Raw genomic sequence first — 21,203 nt, 5'->3', positions numbered from 1 at the left:
GGGCAGAGCGCGACCCGAACAGCGATTGTAGACAACGCGTTCACACCGCACGGTGGGAGCGCCGGAAGGATCACACAGCATGGCGTTGCGCGTCGGGGTCATCGGTGGGGGACAGCTGGCACGGATGATGGTGCCGGCCGCGGTCGAACTGGGGATCGACATCCGGGTGCTCGCCGAGGGGCCGGGCATGTCCGCAGGCATCGCCGCCACCGCCGAGGGCGACTACCACGACGCCGCCACGGTGCTCGAGTTCGCCCGACAGGTCGACGTCGTGACCTTCGACCACGAGCACGTGCCGCAGGACGTCCTGCGCAGCCTGGTCGCCGCGGGCGTGGCGGTCCACCCCGGTCCGGACGCGCTGGCCGTCGCCCAGGACAAGATCACCATGCGCCGCCGGCTGAGCGAACTCGGGCTGCCGGTGCCCGACTGGGCCGCCGTGCACGGTCCCGACGAACTCCGTGCCTTCCTCGCCGAGCACGGTGGCCGAGCCGTCGTCAAGACCCCGCGGGGCGGCTACGACGGCAAGGGCGTCCGGGTCGTCTCCGACGCCTCCGACGTCGACGACTGGTTCATCGCCGTGGCCGAGGCCGGCGGCGACCAGGCCCTCCTGGTCGAGGAGCTCGTCCCGTTCACCCGCGAGCTCGCGCAGTCCGTGGCGCGCCGACCCTCCGGACAGGTCGTCGCCTGGCCGCTCGTCGAGACCGTGCAGCGCGATGGGGTCTGCGCCGAGGTCATCGCACCGGCCCCTGACAGCGCCGGCCGGATCGCCGACCTGACCGAGTCGATCGCCGTCCGCATCGCCGAAGAACTCGGGGTGACCGGCGTGCTGGCCGTCGAGCTGTTCCAGACCGACGACGAACGCATCCTGATCAACGAGCTCGCGATGCGTCCGCACAACACCGGGCACTGGACCATCGACGGCGCCACCACGAGCCAGTTCGAGCAGCACCTGCGAGCGGTCCTCGACCTGCCGCTCGGAGCCACCGGCTCGTTCGCTCCGGCGTCCGTCATGGTGAACGTGCTCGGCGGACCCGCGGACGGCGACCTCGCCGCCCGGTACCCCGCAGCGCTCGAGGCCTTCCCCGAGGCGAAGTACCACTTCTACGGCAAGGCGCCCCGGCCCGGCCGGAAGATCGGGCACGTCACGGTGCTCGGCGACGACGTCGACGAGGTCGTCTACCGCGCCCGTGCGGCCGCGGCGCACTTCGACGACTGAGGTCGCGTCCTCGACGTGACCGGATGACGGACGGGAGGCCCGTGGCGACGCCGCCACGGGCCTCCCGTCCGTCACGGGTGCGGGACACACTTGTCGGTCGCTCTGCGGACACCCCCTCGGGTGCCACCCGCTCGGGAGGCTGGCGGGGGTCGGGAGCGCGTGTTCCCCTGGAAGGGTCCGCGCCCACCGTCCAGGGAGTCTCCATGCGCCGCCGCCCGCGCCGTGCCGCCGTCTGCGGCGCCGCCGTCGCCCTCGTCGCAGCCGTCGCCGGACTGCTGCCGACCGCGACCGCGTCCGCAGCGACCTCGGCCGCCACCATCCGCTCGGCCACGTCCGCGTCGCTCTACGGCGCCGGGCCGTACCGGTCGCCCACGAGCGAGGCGGCGAAGGCGCAGGCCGCCCTCGCCGCCACCGACCCGGCCGGAGCCGCTGCGGCGGGGACCATCGCCGGCTACCCCGTCGCCACCTGGCTCGGTGACTGGAGCCAGGGCACGCAGCTGACGAAGACCATCAGCACCGCCCTCACCGGGGCTGAGCAGTCCGGCACCACCCCGGTGTTCGTGCTCTACGCGATCCCGGACCGCGACTGCGGCGGGTACTCCGCCGGCGGCTTCGACGAGCGCTCCTACGACGCCTGGGTCGACCAGGTCACCGCGGCGCTCGCCGGGCACCGCGCAGCCGTCATCGTCGAACCGGACTCGCTCGCGATGCTCAGCAACGCCAAGTGCAGCACCGCGCTCGACGAGCAGCGCTACCGGATCCTCTCCCGCACGGTCGCCGGGCTGACCGCCGCCGGGGTCCCCGCCTACCTGGACGCCGGCAACTCGAACTGGGTGCAGCCTGCGCTGATGGCGTCGCGGCTGAACAGCGCGGGCGTGCAGCAGGCCCGGGGGTTCTTCACGAACGTCGCGAACTACTACCCGACCGCCCAGGAGCAGGCGTACGCGCAGAAGGTGTCGGCCGCGACCGGGGGCTCGCACTACGTGATCGACACCTCGCGCAACGGGCAGGGCTGGCGCGGCACCTGGTGCAACGGGCCGGGCGCCGGGCTCGGCACGTCGCCCCGGGTGGTGTCCGACGGCACGGCGCTCGACGCCCTGCTGTGGGTGAAGACCCCCGGCGCGAGTGACGGCACCTGCAACGGTGCCCCGGCCGCCGGCAAGTGGTTCTCGGCCTACGCGCAGGCGCTGGTCGCGAACGCCCGGCTCGGGGTGCGGACCGCCGACCTGGCCCCGCGCGGTGCGCTCGAGGCCGTCGTCGGTGCCGGAGGCGGTGTCCGCGTGCGCGGCTGGGCCTTCGACGAGGACGACCCGACGCAACCGGTCCGGGTCCGGGCGACGGTGGACGGTGTCTCCGCCGGCGTGCTGAGCGCGGACCGCACCCGCCCGGACGTCGACGCGGCGTACGGCGTCGGGGAGACCCACGGGTTCGACACCGCGGTGCCGGCCGCCGAGGGCTTCCGCCGGGTCTGCGTCACCGCGGTGAACATCGGCGCGGGGTCCGACGCCGACCTCGGGTGCGCGAGGGTGCGTGCCCACCGGCACGACCCGTACGTCGGCCTCGAGTCGGTGAGCGTCGCGGTCGGTGGCGTCGCCGTGACGGGCTGGGCGTTCGACGGGGACGCTCCGGACACGGCCAGCACGGTCGCGTTCACGGTCGACGGTCGGGTCGTCGCGTCTCGGTCCGCTGGTCGGGCCCGGGCCGACGTCGACCGGACCTGGGGCGCCGGTCCCGCGCACGGGTTCGCCGAGATCGTGGCGGCGGGGGCGGGGAAGCACACCGTGTGCGCGATCGCCCGGAACATCGACATCGGCGCGGACCGGACGGCGAGCCCGTGCCGGAGCATCACGGTGCCCGTCGCAGCCCCGGTCGGCCGACGCGACGCGGCGTCGTCGGGATCCGCCGGCCGGGTCAGCGTCCGGGGGTGGGCGTTCGACCGTGACGCCGTGCAGCGTCCGGTCACGGTGCGGGTCAGCGTCGGCGGCCGGGTCGTCGGCAGTCTCGTCGCCGACCGGCAGCGCAGTGACGTCGACCGTGTCCACGGCGGCGGCGAGCACCACGGGTTCACCGGGTCGGTGCCGGTCGCGTCCGGGAAGCGGTCGGTGTGCCTCACCGCGGTCGGGATCGGGAAGGGCGGCGACACGTCGCTGGGGTGCGCGACGGTGCAGGTGCGCTGACCGCGACCGCGACCGCGACCGGAGCGGTTGCCTGGGCGACCGCGACCGTCCGGCGGGTGCGGGAGAATGGCACCCATGCCGCGTGATCTCCTCCGCCGGGCCGCCCGTCGACTCCGCCGCGCCGTCGTCGGTGCCCCGCGTCCCGATGCCGAGCACGAGCGTCAGCCCGAGCAGCAGCAGGCGCCGGCCGCTCCGGCCGCGCCGCTGCCGGTCCTCGGGTACGTCGTCGCGGGCGGGGACGGTGCACACCCCGCGTCCGCCCACGTGCGCGTCGTGCGCCGTGTGGAGCACCTGTCGTCCGCCGGTGCCGCCGAGGTCCGACAGGTCGATCCCGTGGCCTTCGTCGCGGGCACGGACACCACTGCGTACACCGCGGTCCTCGTGCAGCGCGACGTCCTGCCGCGCACCGTCGTGCAGCCCTTCCTCGAGACCGCGGCGCGGCGGGGGATCCGGGTGGTGGCCGAGGTCGACGACGACTTCTTCACGGCGTCCGGCCGGGCACGGCTTGCCCGTGCCGAGTACGACCCGGACCGCCTGGCCTCCATCGACGCCCTGGTGCGCGGCGCCGACACCGTGATCGTGAGCACGCCGGAGCTCGCCGAGGTGGTGCGTCCCGTCGCCCGGCACGTCGTGGTCGTGCCGAACGCCCTCGACCCGCGGTTGTGGACGTCCGGCGCGACCGAGGACGACGACGAACGGCCGACCGGCGAGCACCGTGTGCTGTACATGGGAACGCTCACCCACGCCGCCGACCTCGAACTGCTCAGGGACGTCTTCGCCGACCTGACCACCGCCGACGGCACCCCGATCCGGCTCGAGGTCATCGGCGTCACCGAGGACGGTGACGCCGACTGGTTCCGCCGGATCGAGGTGCCCGACGGGCACTACCCGGCGTTCTCCCGTTGGCTCGTCGCCCACCGCGCACGCTGGCGCGCGGGGGTCGCGCCGCTGCGCGACGAGGAGTTCAACCGCGCGAAGAGCGACCTGAAGTTCCTGGAGTACACGGCACTCGGGCTGCCGGCCGTGGTCTCCGACCGGCCGTCGTACGCCGTGGCCGGGCGGTACGGAGCGGTCGGGGTCCCCGACGACGTCGACGCCTGGCGGGCAGCCGTCCGCGGCGCGGTCGAGCGTGGGGCGCCCGACGAACGGGCCGAGCGGTGGGTCCGCGACGCGCGGACGATCGGCCGTGACGGTGACACCTGGCGGCGGGTGCTGCTCGGCTAGGCTCGGCGTGTGACCGACTCCGCAGCCCCAGCACAGCCGCTCGTCTCGATCATCATGGGATCGGACTCCGACTGGCCGACCATGCGGGCTGCGGCCGACATCCTCGCCGAGCTCGGCATCCCGTTCGAGGCGGACGTGGTGTCCGCGCACCGCACCCCCGACAAGATGACCCGCTTCGCCAGGGGTGCCGCCCAGCGGGGCATCCGTGTCGTGATCGCCGGTGCCGGTGGGGCTGCCCACCTGCCCGGCATGGTGGCCTCGATGACGACGCTGCCCGTGATCGGCGTGCCCGTCCAGCTCGCACGGCTCGACGGACTCGACTCGCTCCTGTCGATCGTCCAGATGCCCGCCGGCATCCCGGTCGCGACGATGGCGATCAACGGCGCGGCGAACGCCGGACTGCTCGCCGCACGGATCATCGGGTCCTCCGAGCCCGGTGTCGCGGCGCGGCTCACCGAGTACGCCGAAGGACTCGAGCGCCTGGTCGAGGAGAAGGCCGCGCGCCTCCGCGACTCCCTCTGACGTCCGCTGCGCTCCCCGCACCATCCGGCACCCCTCGTACTGGGGACGCCCTGGCGAAGTCAACCCCCCGCGCAGGATGGACAACGCAACTACCGTGGACCGCGGACGGCCGAGGGTCGGCCGTCCGGCGCCCACGGGAACGGGTGCGAATCGTCATGTCAGGGAGTGACAGCTCATGCAGAAACGCGCGATCACGAGAGCCGCACTCTCAGTCGTGCTCCTGGGAGTCGTGCTGGTCGCCGGGCCGTTCGGTCAGGGGAGCGCCGCCTCAGCAGCGAACACGTCCGCGCCGGTCGGGAACATCGGCAAGTTCAAGCAGACCTTCCGCGAGGACTTCCGCACGACCGCGGCGGCCAAGGGGAAGTTCGCCGCGTCCTACGCGAAGTCGTGGCAGCCCTACCCCGACGGGACCGGCGGGATGTACTACTCGGGGACGCAGATCAGTGCGATCAACGGGAACATGGACGTCCGTCTCGACGGCAAGCGCGGGGCCGCCGGCACGTTCGGCTCGCCCACGGGAGCGTGGGGACACAAGGGCGGGAAGTTCACGGTGCGCGCCATGGCCGCCGGTGGCAACGGGAACGGCGCCGCCTTCATGCTGTGGCCGACGTCGGACAAGTGGTCGGACGGGGAGATCGACTACCCGGAGTCCAACTTCGAGTCCGCACCGATGCTGCACCAGCACTCGATGACGCCCGGACGTGAAGCGACGGCGACCAGCCTGAGCACCGGGACGTCGTGGCGTTCGTGGCACACCTACTCGATCGAGTGGATCCCCGGGAAGTCCGTGTCCTACTCGCTCGACGGGAAGGTCATCAAGACGATCACCAAGGACGTCCCGACCACCGCGCACCGCTACATGTTCCAGGTGGGCAACTGGGGCGGGCTCGGCCACCTGTACATCGACTGGGTCACGACCTACTCGTACACGGGCTGACCGCCGGACGGGCAGCTGCACGCCGTCAGAGGTCGGCGTGCAGCTGCCAGGTCTCGGCGGCGGAATCGCTCCAGTCGTACATGCGTGCGCGATCGGGGCCGGCGACGGCCAGCTGCCCGGCGAGCAGGGGGTCGTTGACCACCTGGTAGACGGCCTGCGCGAGCCGCTCCGGGTAGGACTCCTTCGGACCACGGGCGACCGTGACGCCGGCGTCCGACGCGACCTCGGACACGGCGGGGTCGTCCGAGTGCACGACCGGGGTGCCGAAGCTCATCGCCTCGATGACGGGCAGGCCGAACCCCTCGGCCAGGCTCGGGAACACGAACACGGTGGCCCGGTCGTAGACCACGGCGAGGTCGGCGTCGTCGATCCGCCCGAGGACCTTCACCCGGTCACGCGAGAGACCGGCTCGTTCCGCCGTTCCGTACACGTCGACGTCGCCCCAACCGTCCGGGCCGGAGATGACGAGGGGGATGTCGGCGGGCGCGTCGGGGTGCGCCATCGCCTCGATCAGGGATCCGAGCGCCTTCCGTGGCTCGAGCGTGCCGACGGCCAGCACGTACCGCTCCGGCAGCCCGAGCCGCTCGGCGCGGAGATCGGCGTCGACGGGCAGCCGGAGCCGCCCGCTCGGCGCTCCGCCGATGACCCGGAGCCGGTCGTCGAACCGGTGGATCTCGTTGAGCGCACTCGCGACCGCGTGGGTCGGCACCACCACGGCGTCGGCGTGCTTCCACGCGCGCTTGACCATCGCCTTGTGGAAGTGGACGCCGCGCGGCGTCAGGGTCTCGGGGTTGGTCCACGGGACCGTGTCGTGCACGGTGACGACGGTCTGCCGGCCCGGGTCCTGGAAACGGTCGTGCCGGACCAACGGGGCGAGCACGCTCGGAGCGTGCACCATGCCCTTCGCCAGGCCGCCGACGATCCCGCCCTGCCAGGCGAGGGAGAGCTCGCGGCGGGGGAGCGGCAGCCGGTCGAGGTCGGCGAGCCCGGGCAGCAGGGTCCGGATGTGGGCGAGTTCGTCGCGGCCCACCGCCGAGACGACCCCGGACACCTCGCAGCCGACGGGGGCGTGCTCGATGAGGTGGCGGGTGAGCTCTTCGGCGTACCGACCGATGCCTCCGGGGACCGGGGCGACGACCTGGTCCACGATGACGTGGAGCGTTGTCATGTGGTGCGCCTCCTCGTGGTGCTGCCGTGCGCGCGGCGCGGCCGAACGCCGACCCTATCAGTCGGCACGGGGCGCTCCCGGGGCGCCACCGCCCAGCGCGGCGGCGGCCGTCTTCCGGCGGTGGCGCGCTGCGAGCAGTGCGCCGACCCCGGCCAGCACGACGTCTCCGATGGTCATGAAGACCCGGCTGATGACGGCGAGGGCGAGCGGCGCCGATCCACCGGCCACGCTGCCGAGGAGCAGGACGAGGATGCCCTCGCGCGGCCCGATGCCCGCCGGGGCGATGACGACCACGAACCCCACGAGCCAGGCGACGGCGTACGCGCCGACGGCCACCGGGAAGAGCGCGGGCGAGTCGGCCCCGAAGACCCGAAGCACGAGGGTGGCCTGGACGCCGTACGCCAGCCACATGACGAGCGACCAGACGAGCGACATGACGGTGCCCGTCCACGTGAGGGTGGTGTCCTGGGCCGGGCGACGCAGGACCCGGAACGCGACGGCGATGAGGCGACCGAGCACCGGCGGGGTCAGGCAGACCAGCCCCACCACGATGACCGGGATGAGCCACCAGAACGTCGCGAACCCGGTGGAGGAGGCCAGCAGGACCGCGACGATCCCGACGACGGCCGCGGTGACCATGCTCACGAGCATCGACGCCAGCGCCGCGACGGCGCTGCCGGTGCGCTGCAGGCCGTGTGCGCGCCCGAGTTCGGCCTGAGCGGCGATCGACCACACGCCGCCGGGGATGTACTTGCCGAGCTGGCCGACGAAGAAGATCGAGGACGCCGCGGCGAGGCGCACCCGGAACCCGCTCGCCGACATCATGGCCCGCCAGGAGAGCATGTTCGCCACGAGGGCGACGATCGTCGCGGCGACGCCGAGGACGATCGTGAGGGCGTCGAGCCGCACGAAGTCGCGAGCGATGTCGTCCCACTGCCGCGCGATGCTCCAGACCAGGAACGCGAGGGCCACGACGGCCGCCACCCACTTGACGACGGTGAGCACACGGGCCCGCCGTCCGGTCGTCGGGACGGCGCCGATCGCGGCGTCGGCGGAGGTGTCGAGCGGGTCCGGGGACCCCGCGGCCGACCCCGTAGGCTGTTGTGCGTCCATCGACCGACAACTCTAAGGGAGCGCGCTGGATGCGACCCGATCCGGAACTCCGCCCGACCCTGCTCGTCGCTGCGTCGACCTTCCCCGCCGAGGCCGGCGACGGCACGCCCGGCTTCGTGCTCGACCTGGCGACGGCGCTGTCGGACGAGTACCGCGTGGTGGTGGTCGCCCCGATGACGAAGGGCGCCCGCGCGCACCAGCGGATCGGGGACGTCGAGGTCCGTCGGTTCGGCTACTTCCCGTCGCGCTGGCGCGACCTGGCGGACGGCGCGATCGTCGACAACCTGCGGGCGAAGAAGTCCCGCTGGCTGCAGGTCCCGTTCTTCTTCGTGTGCATGGCCGCCGCGCTCCGGCGCGAGCGTCGCCGCTCGCAGCCCGACGTCGCGCTGCTGCACTGGATCATCCCGCAGGGAGCCGTCGGCCGTGTCGTGCTCGGCGACCTGCCCCGCGTCGTGACCACGCTGGGCGGCGACCTGTACGCGCTGCGCCACCCGGTCCTCCAGGCCGTCAAGCGGTCCGTCATCCGCAGCGCCGCGTCGGTCACCTGCATGAGCACCGACATGGCGCGCGAACTCCGGAAGCTCGGCGCCCGTGACGACCAGGTGCACGTCGTCCCGATGGGTGTCGACCTCGACCCGATCACGCGCGCCGTCGAGCGCGAGGCCCGGGTGCCCGGCCGGGTGCTCTTCGTCGGCCGCCTCGTCGAGAAGAAGGGCGCGACCGTCCTCATCGACGCCCTCGACCGCATGGCCGAGCAGCCGACCGAGGTGGCCGTGGTCGGGGACGGTCCGCTGCGCGCCCAGCTGGAGGCCCGTGCCGGTTCGGCCGTGACGTTCCTCGGGGCGCAGGGGAAGGAAGCGCTCGCGTCCGAGTACGCGAAGGCGGCGATCGCGCTCTACCCGTCGGTGCCGGCCGCCAACGGTGACCGCGACGGCCTGCCGGTGGCGCTCCTCGAAGCCATGTCGGCCGGCTGCGCCATCGTCGCCTCGGCGGTCCCCGGCATCGTCGATGTCGTCGAGGACGGCGTGAACGGACTGCTCGTCGAACCCGGCGACGCCGGTGCGCTCGCGGCGGCGATCGACCGCCTGCTCGCCGATCCCGTGCTGGCCGAACGGCTCGGCCGCGCAGCGGCCGACACTGCCGCGGCACACACCGTCGGCGCCGTCGGCGACCGGTACCGCACCCTGCTCACCGCCGCGCGCGCCCGGTAGTCAGGAGCGTCCCCTCGACCAGGTGACGCGACCACGGGCGGTCTGGAGGCGCGTGGCGGCGCCGTCACGCGCCTCCGGGCCCGCAGGGTCGTTCCGTCCCGTTCCCGCGACCTGACGTCCGTCAGGCTGCGCGGCGGTCGTCGTCCGGGAGCCGTGCGTCGTCGGCGCGGGCGGGCGGGCCGCCGACGCGTCCGCGTCGCGCCGTGATGGTCCGCGCGACCCGTTTGGCCAGCCGGTGCGCCGGCAGCTCGACGAGCCGGGCGAAGAGCCCGGCGACCACGACGGCGACCGGGATCGCCACGAGCATCGTGAGCCACGGCACCGAGGTGGGCAGCAGGTAGGCGACCGACACCGTGATCGGCTCGTGCACCAGGTACAGGCTGAACGAGAGCCGTCCGAGCGCCCGGGGGACCGGTCCGAGCATCACGCGTTCCGCCGGCAGCCACTTCCCGCACAGCAGGACGATGAGCCCGGCCGAGGCGACGACCACCATCGGGACGTGGATGCCGACCAGCGAGCGGGGGAGCCACCACTCGAACGTGATGCCGAGCACCGCCAGCACGGCGAGGGCCCAGCCCGGGCCACGCCGGATCTCGGGGATCCGCTCCCACCCGGCTGCCAGGGCGGACCCGAGCAGGAACATCGGCAGGTACATCAGCCAGTCCTCGCGGTACTGCCGACCGAGTGCCGAGAGCAGGAGCGCGGCGATCGCGGTGAGCCACCACACCCGGTTCGTGGCCTTCGCGATGAGCACGAAGAGCGGCAGCAGGAGGGAGAACGCGACCTCCCACGTCAACGACCAGAGCGGACTGTTGAGTCGGGTCGGCGCGACCAGGGTGAGGTCGCCCAGCAGGCCGCCGGCGGTGAGCGGTTCGACGTGCCGGAGCAGCCAGCCCGAGGCCCCGGCTTCGGGGGTCCGGGGGACGAGCAGGAACAGTGCCAGTGCCAGACCGACCGAGGCGATCACGGGGATGTAGAGCCGGAGCAGGCGGCTCGGGTAGTAGGCGATCCAGTCCTGTGCGCGACGGAGTGCGGGGAGCGTCAGCACGAAACCGCTCAGGACGAAGAAGACGAAGACCGCTTCGCCGCCGGCCCAGAACAGGTGCAGGGGCGTGTCGACCAGCCAGGCGCGGTTCGCCGGGATCGGCTGGCCGTTGTTGCCGTCGGAGAGCGTCGGCACCACGAGGAGTCCGTGGTGGATTAGGACGACGGCGGCGGCGACGCCACGGAGTCCGTCCAACGACCCGATGCGGCCCGCGGGGCGATCACGCATGCGGCGATCCTACTGCTCGGCGGGTTCGGCCCCGACCGGTGCGCGACGGGCACGGATGGCTTCGACGGTCGTCGCGACCCCCTGCGGGAACGGGACGAAGGTGCGGTCGCCGACCTGCGGCAGCACCTCGGACCGCATGCGGAGGTCGAGTCCCTGGAACGTGGCCGAGGGGTCGGCGCCCTCGCGGATGTCCAGGCGGCTGCCGATCGCCTGCTCGACCGCGTCGATGACGTCGGCGATCGTCGCCGGCTGTCCGGAGGCCAGGATCTTCGTGACCGCGGCCGCAGGGGGGGCCTGCTCGACGAGGTCGATGGTCCGGAGCACCATGTCGACGGCGTCGTCGATGTACAGGTAGTCGCGGGTGGTCGACATCGGCACGTAGATCGACGACGGCCGGCCCTCGAGGTGGGCGAGGGTGAGCTGCGAGACGAGCCCCTGCGGCTTGCCGAGGTTCGCGCCCGGTCCGTAGAGGTTCGAGATCCGTCCCACCACGAGGCGCGTGCCGGTCTCCGCGGCCCAGGACCGGAACTGGGCCTCGGCAGCGAGCTTCGCATGGCCGTAGGGAGCCAGCGGGAGCGGTTCCGTGCCCTCGTCGAAGGGCGGTTCGGCGCTGCCGGCGTAGACCGCTCCGGCCGACGACGCGAAGAAGAGCGTGCCGTCTCCGGACGGGTCGTCCCGGGTCGCGTCGAGGACCCGGGCGATCAGGCGCTGCTCCTCGTCGAAGACGTCGGCTCCGGTGGCGACGACCCCCGTGCCCGCGCACCACAGCACGCGCCAGCGGCCGGGCTGCGACCGCACCGAGCGGAAGGCGTCGACGAGTGCCTCGACGGCGGCGTCCTGGTCGTCCCACGGCACGCGGGCGGCGATGGTCGCTGCGCCCGAACCGACGAGTGACCGGTGCACGGCGCCGCCGAGGAACCCGCCGGCGCCGACCACCAGGGTGGACGGCTGGATCATGCGCGGAAGATCCCGGCCTCGGTCGCCGCGTGCAACGCCTCGCGCCAGTCGCGCATCGGGGCGAGGCCCGCGCGCGACCAGGCGTCGTGGCCGAGCACGCTGTACGCCGGGCGGGGCGCCGGACGGACGAAGGCGCCGCTGTCGGTCGGCAGGACGCGCTCCGGGTCGAGACCGTTCTCGGAGAAGATCGCCCGGGTGAAGTCGTACCACGAGCCCTGACCGCTGTTCGTGCCGTGGTAGATGCCGGCGGGTGCGTCGGCGTCGACGAGCTCGACGATGCGTGCGGCCAGGTCACCGGTCCAGGTGGGCTGTCCGACCTGGTCGGTGACCACGCTCACGGTGTCGTGGGACGCCGCGAGCCGGAGCATGGTCGCGGCGAAGTTGGGTCCGTGTGCGCCGTAGATCCACGCCGTCCGGACGACGTACGAGGAGTCCGGCGCGATCGCGCGGACGCGGGCTTCGCCGACGGCCTTGGACCGGCCGTAGGCGTTCAGGGGGTCCGTGGGGGCGTCCTCCGCGTAGGGAGCGGTGCCGTTGCCGTCGAACACGTAGTCCGTCGAGATCGTCACGAGCTTGGCCCCGTGCCGCACCGCGGCCTCGGCGAGCAACGCCGGCCCGTCCGCGTTCACCGCGGTCGCGGTGTCCTCGTGGGTCTCCGCGTCGTCCACCTTCGTGTAGGCGGCCGAGTTGATCACGACGTCGTGCCCGGCGACCGCGGCGTCGACGGCCTCGGGGTCGGTGATGTCCAGCTCGGCACGGGAACGGGCGGTGACGTCGCGGCCGGCCAGGGCGTGCTGCAGGTCGTGGCCGAGCATGCCGGCGGCGCCGGTGATGAGGTACCGGGTCATGGTGTCGCTTCCGTGTCGGGGGTGGCGGTCGAGCAGGGGTCGGCCCAGGAGCACGCCGGTGTGCTCCTGGGCCGACGGCGGCTCAGGAGAGGGCGGCGCGTTCCTTAAGCGGCTCCCACCAGCTGCGGTTGTCGCGGTACCACTGGACGACGTCGGCGAGGCCCTGCTCGAACGGCACCTGCGGCTCGTAGCCGAGCTCACTGCTGATCTTCGAGATGTCGACCGAGTAGCGCAGGTCGTGGCCGAGGCGGTCGGCGACGCGGTCGACGTACGACCAGTCCTTGCCGGTCGCGTCCAGGAGCAGCTGTGTGAGCTCCTTGTTGGTCAGCTCGGTGCCGCCGCCGATGTTGTAGATCTCGCCGGCGCGACCGCGGGTCAGGACCATCGCGATGCCGCGGGTGTGGTCGTCGACGTGCAGCCAGTCACGGATGTTGTTGCCCTCGCCGTAGAGCGGGACGTGCAGGTCGTCGATGAGGTTCGTGACGAAGAGCGGGATGACCTTCTCGGGGAAGTGGTACGGCCCGTAGTTGTTCGAGCAGCGGGTGATCGAGAGGTTCAGCCCGTGCGTGCGGTGGTAGCTGCGGGCGAGCAGGTCGCTGCCGGCCTTCGACGCCGAGTACGGCGAGTTCGGCTCGAGCGGGCGCTCTTCGTCCCACGACCCCTCGCTGATGGAGCCGTAGACCTCGTCGGTGGACACGTGGACGAAGCGCTCGGTGCCGTGGCGGAGCGCCGCGTCGAGCAGACGCTGGGTGCCGACGACGTTCGTCTCGACGAAGATGCCGGAGTCGCGGACCGACCGGTCGACGTGGGACTCGGCGGCGAAGTGCACGATCGCGTCGATGCCGGGGATCACCTCGTCGAGCTTCGCGGCGTCGCGGATGTCGCCCTGCACGAACGTGTACCGGGGGGAGTCCGAGACCGGGGCGAGGTTCTCGAGGTTGCCCGAGTAGGTCAGTGCGTCGTAGACGACGACCTCGGCGCCTTCGAGTCCGGGGTACGCGTCCTGCAGGGTGCGTCGGACGAAGTTCGAGCCGATGAAGCCGGCTCCGCCGGTGACGAGGATCTTCACGAGGTCTGGTTCCTTTTCGGAGTCGGTGTGGTTCTGGGATCGGTGTTCTCCGGTCGACGGTGGCCGTCCGGTGGTGCGTCGGTCGTCGGCGTGTCGTTCAGGACCGCCGGTCGACCGTGGATCGGTTGACGATACCAGCCGGTCACAGCCGTGCCGCGTCGTCGCCCGGCCTGCGGCGGCGCCGGACGAGCAGGGTGACGACGGTGCAGGTGAGGACGGCGAGGACGACGCTGCCGCCGGTCAGCAGGTACCCGGTCCGGGCGCCCGGCACCGTGTACCGCAGCTCCACCGTGTGCTCGCCGGCGGGGACCCACACGGCGGCGCCGGCGTCGTCGGCCGCGACGAGGTCGGTCGGTTCGCCGTCGACGGTCGCCGTCCAGCCGGCGCGCTGGAGCGAGTCGGCGACGACCACCCAGCCGCTCCCGGTGGCGTCGACCTCGGCGACCGTGCTGTTCACGTCGCTGCCCCGCAGGGTGATCTCGGCGCTCGAGTCCGGGTCGGCCGTGTGTTCGGACGGAGCGCTCAGGACGACGGTCGAGTCCGGCAGCGACTGGTCGGCGAGTGCCCGGACGCGCGCCGGTCCGGTGCGCTCCACCACCTGGTCGGACGCCCAGCGCACGCGGTCCAGGGCGGCACCGCGCTCGTAGATCGTCGCATCGCCGGTGTGCACCACCCGGACGCCGTCACCGGAGACCGGACGGATGATGCTCATCACGGCGTCGCCGGCGTCGTCGGTGCCGATCGGCACGAGCTTGTCCTGCCCGGTCACGGTGATGCGGACGTGCCACGAGGTCGATCTCGGGATGGTGGAGCCCTGGAGCGCCACGTTCCGCGGGCCGCCGAGGCCCGGCACGCGGGTCGACGTCGACGTGATCGTCTTGCCGGAGTCGTCCGCGACGATCGCCACGTCGAGGGTCATGCCCCCGGGCGTCAGGGTGGGGGCCGGTGGACCGGTGAAGGTGATGCCGTTCACCGGGCCGGTGTTGCTGGCCGAGTCCACCGAGGGGTTGTCCGCGGTCAGGTCCGACCACTTCGTCTGCGCCGCACCCGCCTCGGCGGTGCCGGCGAGCGGCGCCGACGGATCGGCGACGAGGTACTTCGTGCTGAGCCGGTCGAGGATCCCCGACCGGGCGAGCGACGGCATGAGGTTCGGTTCGAACGTCAGGTACGTGGCCGTCGGGTACGTGTCCGGGTCGACCGCCCGCATGAGGTCCTTCCACTCGCCCGTCTGGAACGCGTGTCCGGTGGTCTCGCGGATCCGGTAGTAGGAGGACGACCCCGGGAGCATGGCGCTGCCGGTGGCGGCGTAGCGGTCCTGCGCGGAGACGTGTTCCTGCAGGTAGTCGATGGCGGGGGTGGTCGGGTAGAACGTCGAGGTGGGCGCGATCGGCCACCAGGGCTTCGTGGCCGTCACGGCGGGGACGACGACGAGCGCGACGACCCCGACCGCCGCGACGGTCGCCAGCACCCGCGACCGGAACACCCAGACGAGCACGACGAGCACGACGGTGACCGCGCCGAGGATGCCGACCGTGAGGATCTCGAGCTTGGTGCGGTGCACGTACTCTTCGGCGATCGGCGGGATCGCGAGCAGGGTCTGCATCCCCACCCCGACGGCGGTGAACAACACGACGGCGACCGCGGCGATCCGACCGGTGCGCCGGAGGGGCCCGGCGGCGCGGAAGCGTGCCAGCTCGTCACGGAGGTTCTCCGGCTGCACGAGGCGGCCGAAGCCCACCCCGGCCATGGCGGCGGCGAGGAACATCACGACGACGCGGGCGCGACCGATCGGGTTCGTGTCGAACACCGGCAGCTCGCGGACGGCGGACAGGACGGGGCCGCCGAGGTAGACGATGACCACCGCGAGCGCCAGCATCGAGGCGACGATCGCGACGACGCCGCGGGTGCGACGTCGGACCAGGTCGTGCCGTGCGCGGACGGCCGGTGTGGCGTCGTCGGGCAGGGACGCGACGGTGTGCGTCGCCGGGCGGATGAGGACCGCCGCGGCGACGAGCACCACGGCCGCGATCCCCAGGTAGGAGTACTCCTCCACCGGGTTGCGGATGCCCCAGGCCGGGCCGGTGCTCTGCACGAACGAGATGTCCGGTACCCACGCGCTGACGAGCGGCGGGGTGCCGAGACCGTTCGGGCCGCTCTGCCCACGGCCGCTGAAGTCGACCAGGCTCGTGGCGTTGATGGCGAAGGGGACGAGCTGCCACGCGGAGAGCAGCAGGCCGAACAGGATGCCGCCCACCGCGATCGCCCCGCTCACGAGCACGGGGACCCACCGTCGGTGCGCGACGATCGTGCGGACGAGGAAGTACAGCCCACCGATGAAGAGGGCGTAGCCGACGATGGCCGGGAACCCGCCGAGCAGCATCGACGCGAGCGGCACGCCCACGGCGATGACGTCACGCGCGCGGAGCTCCACCGCGGCGCGGTCGATCGCCCAGAAGAGCAGGGGGATGCAGGCCGCGACCCGTGTCTGCGGCCAGTTCGACCACGCGACCATGAACCCGGACGACGAGTAGACGAGGGCGGCGATCGCCCAGCCCGCGCGGGGGACACCCCAGCGGCGCAGCAGCAGGGACATGCCGACCGTGACGACGACGATCTCGAGGAGCTTCACCCAGCCCGGGGCGGCGGCCAGGGGGAGGATCCACCAGGGCAGGGCGAGCGGGGACCACGCGCCCGAGTCGGGCACGCCGCCGAGTTCCGCGCCACCGGCGACGTAGGGGTTCCACGCGCCGAAGACGCCCTCGTGGGCGAGGCGGGTCAGGAGCGAGTTCTGCGGCGCGACGGTGTCGATCGTGTCGCTGTTCAGGATGTTGGTCGACGCCGTCGTCGACTGGAACGTCTCACCCCACGGGGTGTACCGCCCGAGCAGGCCGGTGTTCAGGAAGGTGCCGTGTCCGATCAGTGCCGGTCCGATGGTCCAGACCACGAACGCTGCGAGCGCAGCCCAGGCCGCGATCTCCACCCAGCTGCCGGGTCGACGGACCCAGAGCGCGAAGCGTGTCCGCCGGTCGAGCAAGGACGTTCCGCGCTCAGTCCCCATACCGCTGCAGCTTCTGCAGGTCGAGCTGTTCCTCGGCCAGGGTCCGGTTCAGGCGGGTCAGGTCCGCCACGACGCCGATCACGATGCTCAGCACCGCCGTGATCAACAGGACGACGCCGAGGATGATCGACTGCAGGTGGTTGCCGCCGGTGTGCATCGCGAGCAGCACCAGGTACCGGACGAGCGGCCAGGCCCCGAGCGCCCCGAGGATCGCCGCCACCCAGAGGAACAGCGCCATCGGCCGGTACATCAGGTAGACGCGGGCGATCGCCGAACCCGACTGGAACATGTGCTGCCAGATGTTCTTGAACAGCCGCGACTCGCGGGTCTTCGGGTTCGTGGTGATCGGCACCGAGGCGATGGCCAGACGCTTGTAGCCGGCCTGCACGATGGTCTCCATGCAGTAGCTGAAGCGCGTGACGATGTTCAGGCGGATGAGCGAGTACTTCGAGTACGCGCGGAACCCGCTCGCGGCGTCGGGCAGGTCGAGCCCGGCGGCGCGGCTGGCGACCCACGAGCCGAAGCGCTGCATGAGCTTCTTGAAGCCGGAGAAGTGCTCGATGGTGCGCGTCTGCCGGTCGCCGATGACGATCTCGGCCTCTTTCCGGAGGATCGGCTGCACCAGTTCGGCGATCTGCGCCTGCGGGTACTGGTTGTCACCGTCGGTGTTGACGACGATGTCCGCGCCGTGGAGCAGCGCGTAATCGACGCCGTCCCGGAAGGAGCGGGCGAGCCCCATGTTCGTGGTGTGGTGCACGAAGTGCTTGACACCGTGCTCCTTGGCGACCTCGACGGTGCGGTCGGTGCTGCCGTCGTTGATCACCAGGATCTCGATCTCATCGATGCCGTCGATCTCCCGCGGGATGGAGTCGATGACGCTGGCGAGGGTGTTCTCCTCGTTGAGGCAGGGGATCTGGATGAAGAGCTTCACGGGTTCGCAGTGTCTCGTTTCATGGGGTCCGGCAGGTGCGCGAGGCCATGACAGCCTATGCGAACCCGCGGACCGCCGCAGGAACGGCCTGCCGACGGGTCCAGGGGCGGGCGGCTTGGTAGGGTGCAGCCGTGCAGATCCGCGAACTGAAGATCCCCGGCGCGTGGGAGTTCACGCCCGTCCAGCACGGCGACGCACGAGGAGCATTCCTCGAGGCGTACCGCGCCGACGTCCTCGAAGAGACGGTCGGTCACCCGCTGGACCTCCGACAGGTGAACATGTCGATCTCCGCGGCCGGTGTGGCCCGAGGCATCCACTACGCCCTCGTCGCGCCGAGCCAGGCCAAGTACGTGACCGCGGTGCGCGGCGCCTTCATCGACTACATCGTCGACATCCGGGTCGGCTCGCCGACGTTCGGGCAGTGGGACTCCGTGCGCATCGACGACGTCGACCGTCGGGCCGTCTACCTGTCCGAGGGCCTCGGGCACGCCATCGTCGCGCTCGAGGACCAGTCCACGGTGAACTACCTCGTCAGCGCCCACTACGCCCCGGAGCGCGAGAAGGGGATCACCATCCTCGACCCGACGGTCGGCCTCGAGCTGCCCGACGGACTCGGCGAGCCGGTCCTGTCCGAGAAGGACACCAGCGCGCCGACGCTCGAGGAAGCCGCCGCCGCGGGTCTGCTGCCCACCTACGAGGAGTGCGTGGCGTACACCGAGTCGCTCCGCACGACCAAGTAACGAACGAAGGAAGCACACCGCGATGAAGGGCATCATCCTGGCCGGGGGTTCCGGCACCCGTCTCTGGCCGATCACCAAGGGCATCAGCAAGCAGCTCATGCCGATCTACGACAAGCCGATGGTCTACTACCCGCTGTCGACCCTCATGATGGCCGGCATCCGCGAGGTCCTCGTCATCACGACGCCGGAGTACAACGACCAGTTCCGTGCCCTGCTCGGCGACGGCTCGTCCCTCGGCATGGACATCCAGTACGCGGTCCAGCCGAGCCCGGACGGCCTCGCGCAGGCGTTCGTCATCGGCGAGGAGTTCATCGGCGACGACAGCGTCGCGCTGGTCCTCGGCGACAACATCTTCCACGGCACGGGCCTCGGCACGAACCTGCGGAAGAACACCGAGGTCGACGGCGCCACCATCTTCGCCTACCACGTGGCCGACCCGAAGGCGTACGGCGTCGTGGAGTTCGACGACGACTTCACCGCCGTCTCCATCGAGGAGAAGCCGGCCGAGCCGAAGTCGAACTACGCCGTCCCCGGCCTGTACTTCTACGACAACAAGGTCATCGAGATCGCGAAGACGATCGAGCCGAGCGCCCGCGGGGAGCTCGAGATCTCGACCGTCAACGAGCGCTACCTCGAGGCGGGCGAGCTCGGCGTCCAGGTCCTCGACCGCGGGACGGCCTGGCTCGACACCGGCACGTTCGAGTCGATGATGCAGGCGTCCGAGTACGTCAAGGTCATCGAGGACCGTCAGGGCTTCAAGATCGGCTGCATCGAGGAGATCGCCTGGCGCAACGGCTGGATCGACGACGCGCAGCTCGCCGACCTGGCCGCACCGCTCGTCAAGGGCGGCTACGGCGTCTACCTGCAGCGACTGCTCGCCGTCTGACGTCGCCCCCGGCCGGTCCTCGCATGGCACTCTTCCGTCGCCGCCGACCGGATGCGGCGGTCTCCGGTTCGGAGGCCCGTCGCTCGTCGGTGACGCCGGACCACCCCGAACGGGTGGTCGGCTGGGACGGTGCCCTGCCGGCACTCGACCGGTCGGTGACGGTGCTGCTGGTGAGCCGGTCCGACCGGTACGACGCGCTGCCGTCGATGGTCACCGCGGCCCGGATGGCGTTCGGCCCCTCGGCGGACACCCGCGCGGTCGGCTACGTCGCCGATGCGTCGCCGGTCGGCAAGCAGGCGCGGGGGATCCCCTGGGTCCGCTCGGACCCGGTCGACGGCATCGGCTCGGCGATCAACGCCGGGGTCGCCGACGGGGTCGGGCGGGTGCTCCTGGTGGTCGACTCGACGGTCTCGGTGACCGACCAGGACCTGCAGGTCCTGGCGGAGGCCGGCGGCGGCGGCGTGGCCCAGGCCCGCATCCGGATGCCCGACGGTTCGCAGCGGGACGGCGTGCGGCTGGTGCGCCCGGGAGCGCTTCCCTGGTCCGACGACGGGTCGACGGGCCCGGTCCGCAGCCAAGCGGACGACCGCGAGGGCTTCCCGCCCGCTGTGGTGCCGGTCTTCGCAGCGGACCAGCCGGCCGTCTCGATGCCGGGCGCTTCCCTGGTGCCGGCACCGTGCCTCCCGGACGAGCGGATGACCCTGACCAGCTGGACCCGCGCGGTCGCGGACCGCGACGGCGGACCCGTGCGCGCGGTGTGGTCGCTGAACCGCTCGGCGGAGGCCGGACGGACGGTCGACGCGTCGACGGTGGATGCGTTCTCGGTCTGGCGCGACCGGGCGCCGGACGGCGACGGAGCGGTCGCAGCCGGACCCCCGCTGCCCCCGTGGGGTGCGCGACCCGTCACACCGGCGCCCCGATCGCGATCCGACGACGACCGGTTGTCCTGGTCCGTCAAGATCGCCGCCCCGGCCGGCCCCGAGGGCGACGGGTGGGGCGACGTGCACTTCGCCACCGAGCTCGCGAGCGCTCTCGAGGGCCTCGGCCAGCAGGTCCGCGTCGACCGGCGTGACGCGCACGTCCGGGACGACGACGCCGCAGACGACGTCACGCTCGTCATCCGCGGGTTGGACCGTGTGCCGCCGAACCCCGCGTCGGTGAACCTGCTCTGGGTGATCAGCCACCCCGACGACGTCTCGGACACCGAGCTCCGGTCGTTCGACGCGGCGTTCGCGGCGGGTCCGGTGTGGGCTGCGGAAGCCGCCGCACGTGCCGGCGTGCCGGTCCGGACACTGCTGCAGGCGACCGACCCGGCGGTGTTCCACCCGGCCGCCCGGTCGGAGTCCGGCGCGGACGCGGGGCACGTCGTCTTCGTCGGGTCGACCCGTGGCGCGGCCCGGCCGGTGGTCGCCGACGCGGTCGCACTCGGCACCGACCTGCGTGTGCACGGCCCGGGGTGGGACGGCGTCGTGCCCTCTGCGATGCTCGGGGCCGTCGCACTCTCACGGGCCGAGGTCGCGACGGCGTACGCGTCCGCCCGCGTGGTCCTCAACGACCACTGGCCGGACATGGCGGCGGGCGGTTTCGTGTCGAACCGGGTGTTCGACGTGCTGGCGTCGGGTGGGGTCGTCGTCACGGACGAGGTCGCCGGCCTCGGGGACGTGCTCGACGTCCCGACGCTCGCCGTCTCCCGTTCGCGGGACGACGTGGCCGCCCTGCTCGACCCGGCGCACGCGTGGCCGGCGGCCGCCGAACGTGCTGCGGTCGCCGATCGGATCGCGGCGGAGCACTCCTTCCACGCCCGGGCCACGGTGCTGCTCGCAGCCGCACGCGCCGCACGCAGGCGTCTGCGCCCCGGCTCCTGACGCCCGCC

At 72.3% G+C, this 21,203-nt stretch carries 17 protein-coding genes; 9 read left to right on the top strand and 8 right to left on the bottom strand.

Annotated features, from left to right (window positions below; all coding sequences use genetic code 11):
• Positions 1–79 precede the first annotated feature (79 nt).
• The 5 genes from DEI85_RS10985 (at position 80) to DEI85_RS10965 (ending at position 6,076) form a co-directional block, all read left to right on the top strand.
• Positions 80–1,216: a 5-(carboxyamino)imidazole ribonucleotide synthase gene (locus DEI85_RS10985; protein ID WP_111123602.1), complete on the top strand. Its 1,137-nt coding sequence runs from the start codon at positions 80–82 to the stop codon at positions 1,214–1,216.
• A gap of 203 nt (positions 1,217–1,419) precedes the next feature.
• On the top strand, positions 1,420–3,393 hold the full coding sequence (locus DEI85_RS10980; RefSeq protein WP_220036887.1) for a glycoside hydrolase family 6 protein: 1,974 nt from the start codon (positions 1,420–1,422) through the stop codon (positions 3,391–3,393).
• Between the two features lie 75 nt (positions 3,394–3,468).
• Complete coding sequence (locus DEI85_RS10975) at positions 3,469–4,617, top strand: glycosyltransferase (protein ID WP_111123603.1); 1,149 nt, start codon at positions 3,469–3,471, stop codon at positions 4,615–4,617.
• A 54-nt stretch (positions 4,618–4,671) separates the two neighbouring features.
• Complete coding sequence (purE, locus tag DEI85_RS10970) at positions 4,672–5,139, top strand: 5-(carboxyamino)imidazole ribonucleotide mutase (RefSeq protein ID WP_071244222.1); 468 nt, start codon at positions 4,672–4,674, stop codon at positions 5,137–5,139.
• A gap of 175 nt (positions 5,140–5,314) precedes the next feature.
• Positions 5,315–6,076, top strand: coding sequence for a glycoside hydrolase family 16 protein (locus DEI85_RS10965; RefSeq protein WP_110861246.1), 762 nt, complete (start codon positions 5,315–5,317; stop codon positions 6,074–6,076).
• Between the two features lie 25 nt (positions 6,077–6,101).
• On the opposite strand, the gene DEI85_RS10960 is transcribed toward DEI85_RS10965, so the two are convergent.
• Together DEI85_RS10960 and DEI85_RS10955 are read right to left on the bottom strand one after the other, a co-directional pair.
• Positions 6,102–7,244 carry a glycosyltransferase family 4 protein gene (locus tag DEI85_RS10960; protein ID WP_111123604.1) on the bottom strand — a complete coding sequence of 381 codons (1,143 nt, stop codon included), beginning with the start codon at positions 7,242–7,244 and terminating at the stop codon, positions 6,102–6,104.
• Positions 7,245–7,301: 57 nt separating this feature from the next.
• Complete coding sequence (locus DEI85_RS10955) at positions 7,302–8,357, bottom strand: lysylphosphatidylglycerol synthase transmembrane domain-containing protein (protein ID WP_111123605.1); 1,056 nt, start codon at positions 8,355–8,357, stop codon at positions 7,302–7,304.
• A 29-nt stretch (positions 8,358–8,386) separates the two neighbouring features.
• On the opposite strand from DEI85_RS10955, the gene DEI85_RS10950 reads away from it, so the two are divergent.
• Positions 8,387–9,568 (top strand): glycosyltransferase family 4 protein, encoded by a 1,182-nt coding sequence (locus DEI85_RS10950; protein ID WP_111123606.1) that lies wholly within the window; start codon positions 8,387–8,389, stop codon positions 9,566–9,568.
• Between the two features lie 121 nt (positions 9,569–9,689).
• Here the strand turns inward: DEI85_RS10950 and DEI85_RS10945 are convergent, their stop codons facing one another.
• From DEI85_RS10945 to DEI85_RS10920, 6 genes are all read right to left on the bottom strand, one after another.
• On the bottom strand, positions 9,690–10,841 hold the full coding sequence (locus tag DEI85_RS10945) for an acyltransferase family protein (RefSeq protein WP_110861237.1): 1,152 nt from the start codon (positions 10,839–10,841) through the stop codon (positions 9,690–9,692).
• 9 nt (positions 10,842–10,850) lie between these two features.
• Positions 10,851–11,798 (bottom strand): NAD-dependent epimerase/dehydratase family protein, encoded by a 948-nt coding sequence (locus DEI85_RS10940; protein ID WP_110861235.1) that lies wholly within the window; start codon positions 11,796–11,798, stop codon positions 10,851–10,853.
• The gene (gene rfbD, locus DEI85_RS10935) at positions 11,795–12,646 is read right to left on the bottom strand and encodes a dTDP-4-dehydrorhamnose reductase (RefSeq protein ID WP_110861392.1); all 852 of its coding nucleotides are present in this window, start codon (positions 12,644–12,646) and stop codon (positions 11,795–11,797) included. Before rfbD ends, DEI85_RS10940 begins: the two co-directional genes overlap by 4 nt.
• An 82-nt stretch (positions 12,647–12,728) precedes the next feature.
• Entirely contained in the window at positions 12,729–13,715 is a 987-nt protein-coding gene (gene rfbB / locus DEI85_RS10930; protein WP_027466479.1) for a dTDP-glucose 4,6-dehydratase, read from the bottom strand.
• A gap of 142 nt (positions 13,716–13,857) precedes the next feature.
• The gene (locus DEI85_RS10925) at positions 13,858–16,773 is read right to left on the bottom strand and encodes a putative glycosyltransferase family protein (RefSeq protein ID WP_146248998.1); all 2,916 of its coding nucleotides are present in this window, start codon (positions 16,771–16,773) and stop codon (positions 13,858–13,860) included.
• Positions 16,763–17,704, bottom strand: a complete 942-nt coding sequence (locus DEI85_RS10920) for a glycosyltransferase family 2 protein (protein ID WP_110861231.1) — start codon at positions 17,702–17,704, stop codon at positions 16,763–16,765. Before DEI85_RS10920 ends, DEI85_RS10925 begins: the two co-directional genes overlap by 11 nt.
• A gap of 131 nt (positions 17,705–17,835) precedes the next feature.
• Between DEI85_RS10920 and DEI85_RS10915 the strand changes: the two genes are divergently transcribed.
• Genes DEI85_RS10915 through DEI85_RS10905 form a run of 3 tightly spaced genes read left to right on the top strand, consistent with a single transcriptional unit; the run spans position 17,836 to position 21,195 of the window.
• Positions 17,836–18,444: a dTDP-4-dehydrorhamnose 3,5-epimerase family protein gene (locus DEI85_RS10915; protein WP_111123608.1), complete on the top strand. Its 609-nt coding sequence runs from the start codon at positions 17,836–17,838 to the stop codon at positions 18,442–18,444.
• A 22-nt stretch (positions 18,445–18,466) separates the two neighbouring features.
• A complete protein-coding gene (gene rfbA, locus DEI85_RS10910; RefSeq protein ID WP_110861227.1) occupies positions 18,467–19,330 on the top strand; it encodes a glucose-1-phosphate thymidylyltransferase RfbA in 864 nt (287 codons plus the stop codon).
• Positions 19,331–19,353: 23 nt separating this feature from the next.
• Positions 19,354–21,195: a glycosyltransferase family protein gene (locus tag DEI85_RS10905; protein ID WP_111123609.1), complete on the top strand. Its 1,842-nt coding sequence runs from the start codon at positions 19,354–19,356 to the stop codon at positions 21,193–21,195.
• Positions 21,196–21,203: the final 8 nt, after the last annotated feature.

Origin of the sequence: Curtobacterium sp. MCBD17_026, assembly GCF_003234895.2 — a bacterium.
Lineage (GTDB): Bacteria > Actinomycetota > Actinomycetes > Actinomycetales > Microbacteriaceae > Curtobacterium > Curtobacterium flaccumfaciens.
This window is presented reverse-complemented; position numbering and strand designations above follow the sequence as displayed.